General features: G+C 36.4%; 10 protein-coding genes. 5 read left to right on the top strand and 5 right to left on the bottom strand.

What is annotated here, in order from left to right; all coding sequences use genetic code 11:
• Window positions 1–234: 234 nt before the first annotated feature.
• A complete protein-coding gene (locus LRP83_RS22985) occupies window positions 235–1,443 on the top strand; it encodes an MFS transporter (protein ID WP_230499161.1) in 1,209 nt (402 codons plus the stop codon).
• A 50-nt stretch (window positions 1,444–1,493) separates the two neighbouring features.
• On the top strand, window positions 1,494–1,841 hold the full coding sequence (locus LRP83_RS22980; protein ID WP_230499160.1) for a hypothetical protein: 348 nt from the start codon (window positions 1,494–1,496) through the stop codon (window positions 1,839–1,841).
• A gap of 44 nt (window positions 1,842–1,885) precedes the next feature.
• Here the strand turns inward: LRP83_RS22980 and LRP83_RS22975 are convergent, their stop codons facing one another.
• Both LRP83_RS22975 and trhA read right to left on the bottom strand, forming a co-directional pair.
• Window positions 1,886–2,332, bottom strand: coding sequence for an OsmC family protein (locus LRP83_RS22975; protein ID WP_230499159.1), 447 nt, complete (start codon window positions 2,330–2,332; stop codon window positions 1,886–1,888).
• A gap of 24 nt (window positions 2,333–2,356) precedes the next feature.
• On the bottom strand, window positions 2,357–3,004 hold the full coding sequence (trhA, locus tag LRP83_RS22970; protein ID WP_230499158.1) for a PAQR family membrane homeostasis protein TrhA: 648 nt from the start codon (window positions 3,002–3,004) through the stop codon (window positions 2,357–2,359).
• 125 nt (window positions 3,005–3,129) lie between these two features.
• Here trhA and LRP83_RS22965 point away from each other — a divergent pair, with 125 nt between their 5' ends.
• The 3 genes from LRP83_RS22965 (at window position 3,130) to LRP83_RS22955 (ending at window position 5,634) form a co-directional block, all read left to right on the top strand.
• On the top strand, window positions 3,130–3,717 hold the full coding sequence (locus tag LRP83_RS22965) for a DUF1836 domain-containing protein (protein ID WP_230499157.1): 588 nt from the start codon (window positions 3,130–3,132) through the stop codon (window positions 3,715–3,717).
• A gap of 92 nt (window positions 3,718–3,809) precedes the next feature.
• On the top strand, window positions 3,810–4,328 hold the full coding sequence (locus LRP83_RS22960) for a sigma-70 family RNA polymerase sigma factor (protein WP_230499162.1): 519 nt from the start codon (window positions 3,810–3,812) through the stop codon (window positions 4,326–4,328).
• Window positions 4,321–5,634 (top strand): DUF4179 domain-containing protein, encoded by a 1,314-nt coding sequence (locus tag LRP83_RS22955; protein ID WP_230499156.1) that lies wholly within the window; start codon window positions 4,321–4,323, stop codon window positions 5,632–5,634. Before LRP83_RS22960 ends, LRP83_RS22955 begins: the two co-directional genes overlap by 8 nt.
• Window positions 5,635–5,811: 177 nt before the next feature.
• Here the strand turns inward: LRP83_RS22955 and LRP83_RS22950 are convergent, their stop codons facing one another.
• Genes LRP83_RS22950 through LRP83_RS22940 form a run of 3 tightly spaced genes read right to left on the bottom strand, consistent with a single transcriptional unit; the run spans window position 5,812 to window position 7,521 of the window.
• Entirely contained in the window at window positions 5,812–6,648 is an 837-nt protein-coding gene (locus tag LRP83_RS22950; RefSeq protein WP_230499155.1) for a DUF4097 family beta strand repeat-containing protein, read from the bottom strand.
• On the bottom strand, window positions 6,645–7,205 hold the full coding sequence (locus LRP83_RS22945) for a DUF1700 domain-containing protein (RefSeq protein ID WP_230499154.1): 561 nt from the start codon (window positions 7,203–7,205) through the stop codon (window positions 6,645–6,647). Before LRP83_RS22945 ends, LRP83_RS22950 begins: the two co-directional genes overlap by 4 nt.
• Window positions 7,192–7,521, bottom strand: coding sequence for a PadR family transcriptional regulator (locus tag LRP83_RS22940; protein ID WP_230499153.1), 330 nt, complete (start codon window positions 7,519–7,521; stop codon window positions 7,192–7,194). Before LRP83_RS22940 ends, LRP83_RS22945 begins: the two co-directional genes overlap by 14 nt.
• Between the last annotated feature and the right edge of the window lie 478 nt (window positions 7,522–7,999).

Below are 7,999 nucleotides of genomic sequence, written 5' to 3'. Positions count from 1 at the left end.
TAAATTTATTGATGTCAAAGACTCCAACATAAATGAAAAAGGCGTGTCAAATCTGTTGTCAGATTGCACGCCTTTTTCATTGTCATTTACAGGATTTGCACCTCAAAACGGAACGGTTTATGCTAAGCACTAACTGGTTTTTATTTTTGGAAAGATTATATCGGAAAAACAGGAAAATTGGTAGAATATGGGGTAGTGATAGTTTTAAAATTTTCAGTTAATAGGGGTTAATACATGCGAAATTGGAAAAATCCACTCCTTATGATATCGGGAATTGGAATTTCAAACTTAGGCAATTGGCTTTACTTAATAGCACTTAATCTTGTCATTTTAGATTTAACTGGATCAGCAGCTGCTGTGGCAGGTCTTTATATTATTAGACCCATTGCTGTTTTGCTGACCAATACTTGGTCCGGTAGTGTTATTGATCGAGTAAACAAGCGTAAATTGATGGTATTAGTAGATGTAATTAGGGGTGCGTTTGTTTTTATGATACCCTTTCTGTCATCTTTATGGGCAATATACCTAATCATGTTTTTTATTAATCTAGCTGCTGCCTTCTTTGGTCCGAGTTCCTCCGTTTATATTACGAAACTAGTACCTTCAGAAAATCGTAAACGATTTAATTCCATCATGAGTATGACGAATTCAGGTGCCTTTTTACTTGGTCCAGCCTTAGCAGGTGTTTTAATTATGAATTTCGGCACTGATTTATGCATCATAATCAACGCGATTTCTTTCTTCGTTTGTGCTTTCATTATCTATCTTTTGCCGAATGTGGATGAGAAAGTAGAGAAGGTTAGGGGAGTTATTAAGTGGGAAACAATCAAAAATGATTGGAAGATCGTCATCGATTTTACAAGGTCAGCCAAGTATTTTATTACTGTTTATTTATTGTTTCAAGCGGCAACACTGATTGGATTTGCTCTCGACCCTCAGGAGGTCACTTTTATCAAAAAGAACTTGGAATTAACGGATCAAGATTATGGATTGATTGTCAGTATTACCGGGATTGGAGCATTAGTCGGAGCATCCCTAGCAGCTATTGTAGCCAAGAAAGTATCATTAAGAGTATTTATTGGGGCAGGAATGCTATTAACTGCAATAGGATACCTAGGCTTTTATTCTTCGTTTAATTTTATTACCGCCACGGTCGCATTTGTTTTTCTAGGCTTTTTTATGACATTTGCCAACACAGGATACACGACATTTTTTCAAAAAAATGTTCCTGTCGAAATGATGGGGCGATTCGGAAGTGTAGCCGAGATGGTTCAAGGGATTATTCAAATCGGCTTGACATTGATTATTGGTTTCTTTGCCGAACTTATCTCACTACAGCTTGTATGCATACTATTTTCGGTATTAAGTGTATTGCTCGCTCTATGCTTACTATTTACAATTTTTCTACCATCAAAGGACATTTATTATGAAGATAAAATATAATGAACCATAGTCACTAATCTTGTGTTGAAATAATCTTTAGGAGGTTCAAAGTGAATAAACATTTTTTATCATTAGCGATCCTATTGTTAAGCATGTCCATCGTATTTTTTGGATGTCAATTTTCCAAAAAGCCTGAGCACCCTGAGAATATGCAAAAGGTAAGCGGTACAGAGATGGAAAAAGGGTTAATGACATTAGGAGAAACAGCGAAGTACTTGAGTATGACAGAAGATCAGTTTAAGAGAATAATCATTCAACAAGATGCAATAAGAACTCAACTAACTAGTTATGACACGTACAGTTTTATTCCTTATATTAAAGTGAAGGATGAAAAATTCTTTAGCAAATACCATGTTGATGAATGGATTAAACTTACTTTCTGGGAAGAAATTGAATAGACTTACAATAAAATTAAAGCGCTGGGGGACAGTCCCTCATCGCTTTAATGCGTTAAAATGTTAGCTTCTAGCTTAATTTCCACGTTACCTTTTAGAGCTCGACTGATCATACAAGAGCTTTCGGCTTTCTCAGCAAGTTTTTGAGTTAACTGAACGTCACGTTCAGAAGCATCTGCCTTCAAAACAACGCGTGGACGATGGATGATTTTTTTATAGGTAATGACCCCATTTGTTACATCGACAATTCCTTCAGAATCCATCGTTAAACTAATCTTCTCAAGCTTGCTTCGTTCCATCATCGCGGCTAGTGTGATGATATAACAAGTAGCTGCAGCCCCAAGCAGCATTTCATCAGGGTTTGTACCAACTCCTGGTCCAGCCATTTCGGGTGGAATCGATACCTTCGTAACTAAGTTCCCAGCTGAAATCTCCCCTACATCATTACGGCCACCTGGCCAATTTGCATTTAAATGAAAATGATGCTCTGCCAATCTATTCCCTCCATATCTGAAAACCTAAATCACATATAAAAACACGGACAAGAAGTGTGCAAGCGTTCCTAGCAAAATAAATAGATGAAAAATTTCATGGTAGCCCCAATATTTCATTGCTAAAAACTTCGGCTTCACTCCATAAATGACCCCACCAATAGTATATAAAATTCCTCCCAGAATAAGAAGGAAAAGACCACCTGAATGAAGAGAATCTGACAAAGGAGCAGCGAAAAAAATCATCAACCAGCCCATCCCGATATAAAGTCCGGTTGAAAGCCAGCGGGGGCAATGGAACCAGACTAATTTAAAAATAACCCCTAACACAGCTATTCCTGTCACTAAAGAGAACAATAACCATCCCGTTACACCTTTTAAACTAATTAAACAAAAGGGAGTGTAGGTACCAGCGATCAAAATAAAGATCATAGAATGGTCAAGTCGTCTAAGGAAAGAAATGACTTTGTCTTTAGCGATAACCATATGATAAGTGGCCGAAGCTGCATAAAGTAAAATCATGCTAATTCCAAAAATAATGACTGCCGCAATCGAAAGCGGCGAAGCAGTAGTCAATGAGGCTTTAATCACCATCGCAATCAGTGCAACGAATGATAAAATAGCCCCTGCAAGATGAGTAAGTCCATTGATAGGTTCGCGAATATAGGTGTTCATACTAACACTCCCTTATGTAGTTTTTAATACTACTTATAATAATACATACACACCATCATCTAGTCAATGGAGAAAGTTTCAGGTATAATATGATTAATTATGAAGCAGATAGAGGGATATTTTTTATGAAAAATATAAATGAGTTTATAAACGAGCTGAGTCTAGAAAGTAATCTGCAAATTGATGATATTCCGGGAATTGATTTGTACATGGATCAAGTGATTCAGCTTTTTGAAAATAAATATTCAGGGTCTAAAAGGAATGATGAGGAAAAAGTCCTAACGAAGACGATGATTAATAACTACGCAAAAGGAAAGTTATTTTTCCCGATAAAAAATAAGAAGTACTCAAAAGAGCATATCATCCTAATCAGTCTGATTTATCAACTAAAAGGGGCTCTATCGATTAGTGATATTAAATCAACTCTTGGCGGTGTAAATGAAAAGGTAGTAAAAAAGGAAATTGATTTAGAAGCGTTTTATAACAGTTACCTCGACATACATACGAAAAATCTAGAGAGCTTTCATGAGGAAATTAAGCAACACTCAGAGGAAGTCAGTGAAGGAATCGGGGAAATGGCTGACCCCCAATTAGAGCAAATTTTACTCATCGCTTCCTTAGCTAATATCAGTAATATGTATCGCCGGGCTGCCGAAAAGCTTATTGATGGATTGCCACCTATTGAACAAAAACAAACAAAAAAGGATGGGTGACACCATCTTTTTTTTTGAAGCGCAAAACCTTTTCCTAACTCACAGGTCTAATATATAGAAAGACGCTAAGCGAGGGGGCGAGAAACGTGAATATGGATGAACAATTAGTTCAGAACGCCATCAACGGTGATGATGATGCCTTTTTGAAACTAATGCAACTATATAAAATAGACTTATTTAAAACAGCATTATCGTATTTGAAAAATGAGCAAGAAGCGTTAGAGGCAATACAGGAGATTACGTACCGTGCCTATAAAAGTATTGGAACGGTGCGAGAGCCATCCTATTTTAAAACATGGCTCATCCGCATCATGATTAATTATTGTAATGATCAGCTGAAAAAGAACAAACGAGTGCTATTAAATGAAGACATATTACAAGCACAAGGTATCTCTGAGAATCATGAAGAGCTGGAGTTAAAGGATGCGATGTTAGCCTTAGACGACCGCTCACGAGAAATTTTAACCCTTAAATATTTTCACGATCTAAAAATTAAAGAAATTGCCAGTTCCATGCAGTGCCCTGAAGGAACCGTGAAGACGTGGCTGAACAAAGCTCTAAAATCACTTCGAGGAAAACTTGAAGAGAAAGGTGGGAATCTAAATGTTTAACAAAGAAGAAGAGAAACTTCAAGATTACAAAAAAATGTATGACAACATACCCGTTTCAATAGATTCCTTAGATGCTGCGATTATGGCTGGTTTCCAGAGAGCAAAAATAGAAGAAGTGAAAAAGCCACGTCCGAAGAAGTGGCTATATAGCTTTGTGGCAGCGGCTGTTTTATTAATTGGATTTTTCACATCGGTTCGACTTTCACCAGCATTAGCAGACTATGTAGCTGTATTACCTGGAATGGAAAAAATTGTTGATATGATTCGCTTAGATAAAGGAAAGCTGTCAGCAATCGAAAATGACTACTATCAAGAAATTGGGGCATCCGCTAGAGCTAATGGGTTGAAAATAACCATTGACGGGGCAATAGCGGATAAAAAAGGAATGGTCCTTTTCTATAGCTTGGAAGCCGATAAAAAGCAAAAAAATCTAAATTTAGATGCCTTTAAGCTTGAAAGGCAGGATGGTAAGGAATTGTTGTATGGTGCTTCCTCAGGGGCTCACCATTCAGAAAAAGGTGAAACCCATTTTTCTGGTACTATTGATTATTATTTTCAGAAGGATATAGATACAAATGAATTTGTTATGGAACTAAAAATCAGTGGTGATACATCAGCTGAGTTAACGATCCCATTTTCACTTACAAAAGATCTGAAAGAGAAGAAAACCTATAAGGTGAATAAAACCGTTGATATTGAAGGACAAAAAATTACCTTTATGAGTGCAACTGTCTATCCTTTAAGTGTTGCTGTTCACTTAAAGTATGATCCGAGCAATACGAAAAAAATCTTAAACCTAGAAGATTTACGCTTAGTAGATGAAAATGGTGAGGTATGGAATAAAGTCAATAACGGAGTAACAGCAACCAATATTTCCGAAAATGAACATATTATCTACCTCCAAAGTAATTATTTCCGTCAGCCGAAGGAACTAAATTTAGCTTTAAATAAGCTGCAAGCGATTGAACGAGATGAGGAATTTGTTATGGTCGATGTTGGAGCTGGAAAAATTCTTAAGCAGCCTGAAGGGGACTTTCTCCGTGAGGTAAAGGTGGAAGGTGGATATCTTCATTTTAAAATGGTAACGGAAGAGGCGTTTTCAAATTATATCTTTGGCCGGGTGTTTGACAGTGAAGGGAACGAACTCCAATCAGGTTCGTTTTTGAGAAGTACACGTGAAGATCTCGGTGAAACGAATTTTGGAATTGAAATTGAAAATTTAAAACAATTGAAGGGGACTGTATCAGTTGAAATTAATTCATTCCCTAGTTGGATAGAAGGGGATGTTAAAGTTAGATTGAAATAATGTAAAAGGCCGCTATTCTGTGTAGATAGCGGCCATTTTCATTATTGATATTTCTTCGGGTGGGTGAAAGCCCGCTGCAGTTGGGCGAACTGAGGGAAGTTTTTAAATCATTCGGGTGAAAACCTGCTCCAGTTAACCTAACTGAGTTAAAAAAAACAGGCCTGCTAAGCAGACCGACTATCTTAAAGAAAAATCTCCCGAGGAAGTTTCCACTTTCAGTTTATAAAAGCCTTCTCCAATTACGCCCCTGATAGAATTCTCTGATTTCTCTTCATAACTTACAGCTTTTAAAGAAACTTCACCTTCACCAGAGCTACCCTGGAAATCAATCGCCAACGAGTTAGGTTCATTTCGATAGGTTACAGAAACATCACCGCTGCTCGTTTTGGCATCAAGATTTCCATTTGCATTAACATAATCAATAATCATGTCACCTGATGAGCTCTCTGCTTGGATATCACCTGTCACATTTGATAATTCCATTTCACCAGATGAGCTATGGAAACGATTCACTTCCGTGTACATGTTTCTTGCGATGATATCCCCAGAGCTAGTATCGAAAATGGTCTCTTTCGCTTTTAAATCCTGAATTAAAATATCCCCTGAAGAGGTATCTATTTGAATAGAGTCATATATTTTTTGCGGTAAAAAAACTTCCACATTCGTATCTACGATTAATACACCGATGTTAAATTTAATTTGGTCCTCACCAGCTAGACCAATTTTTAAAGTTTTACTTTTTTCTTGTACATCAAGTTTCAGCTTTTTCTTTAATTTTTTACTTATTTTACCATTCATTTCTACTGTGATTTCGTCTGTATCTGAGGAATGAACAGTTACATCACTACTTGATAAATCAATTTTGACTCGAGAGATGTCTACATTATTAACAACAGCCTTATCACTCACATTATAGGTATCTAGCGAAAATCCACCAGAAGCACTTACAGACACTAACGTTCCTACAACCCCAATAATAAATAACATTAACATAAGATAAACGACTTTTTTCATGCTGCTTTATCCCCCTTAATCACTTTGACATTGAATTTTATATAGCGAAGAACAACATTGTAGAAAAATTTGCCGACATAAATCATCCCGATACTCATTAACACTCCTAAACTAAAGGATGTTAAAGAAACAAAAAAGTTTACAAGGAATGACTCATAGCTATAGTCAAAAAAATAGGAGCCTAAGATAGCTAATGGTAAGATTGTCAAACCAAATGAAACCGCACATAGAGCAACATATGCTCCAAATAAGCCAGCCACTGGCCCCAGAATAAAAACGAGATTAAAAAAACTAAGACTAATCGTAGCAACAATTGCACGCCCCATATTCGTTGGCGTTTTATCCTTTTCAGCTCTACCAATTCGATAATCGGCTAACAAATCACGAGCAATCACATGGGGGTCACCTAACTCGGCAATTAATTCTGCCTGACTTCTTCCATTTGCAAATCCTATTTCGAAATGTTCCTGATAATCGTAAAGCATTTCTTTGCGATCCTGTTCAGGAACTCTACTTAAAAGATATTCCAATTTATCCAAAAACTCATTTTTGACCATTTCCTAAACCCTCCTCAATAAATAGATTGACGGCAAACGAAAACTGCTGCCATTCATCGACTAGCAAATTCATGTATTCTTTTCCTTTTAACGTTAACGAATAGTATTTTCTAGGTGGCCCTTCTGTGGATTCTGCTAGGTAAGTTGTTAAATAGTCTTCTTTTGTTAATCTTCTAAGGAGCGGATACAATGTTCCTTCCGCCACTTCTATCTTACTGGAAATATTTTGAGCTAATTCATAGCCGTATTGATCCTTTTTGGAAATGAGAATCAACACACATAATTCCAAAACCCCTTTTTTAAATTGGACATTCAAAGGAATTGTCCTCCTTTCCTTAGTTAGCTATACCAATCACTACTGAACGATGTATACTAGCTAGTCAAAAAAAATACATTTGCTTCCATATACATATAATAATATACAGTACTGATTAATGCAAGGTACTAAATATAATTTTTTTCAAAAAAAATCCAGCCACCATAAAATAGTAAACCGTTCCGTTTTGAGGTGCATAATGGTAAATTGACATCAGAAATGGCGTACGAATTGAAGTATGCCATTTTCCTTCACATAGGGATTTGGAATACCTTTTATAGAGAAGTAAGACCAGTAATGACAAAAGAAATTTAAAGGACAAAGCATATTGTACACTTAAAATTAAGTGTCTATTGGGATGTCAATTCTTACGACGCTTCTTATCCTTAATTTAGTAACCAGTGATGTAAAACATACTAACATTAGTAGTACAGACCAAGGCCATGGTTTGTGCTACTATTTTTTTTATAGTAGAAGT

Origin of the sequence: Pseudoneobacillus rhizosphaerae, assembly GCF_917563885.1 — a bacterium.
Lineage (GTDB): Bacteria > Bacillota > Bacilli > Bacillales > Cytobacillaceae > Pseudoneobacillus > Pseudoneobacillus rhizosphaerae.
The sequence above is the reverse complement of the archived record's forward strand: the minus strand, read 5'-3'. Positions and strand labels throughout refer to the sequence as shown.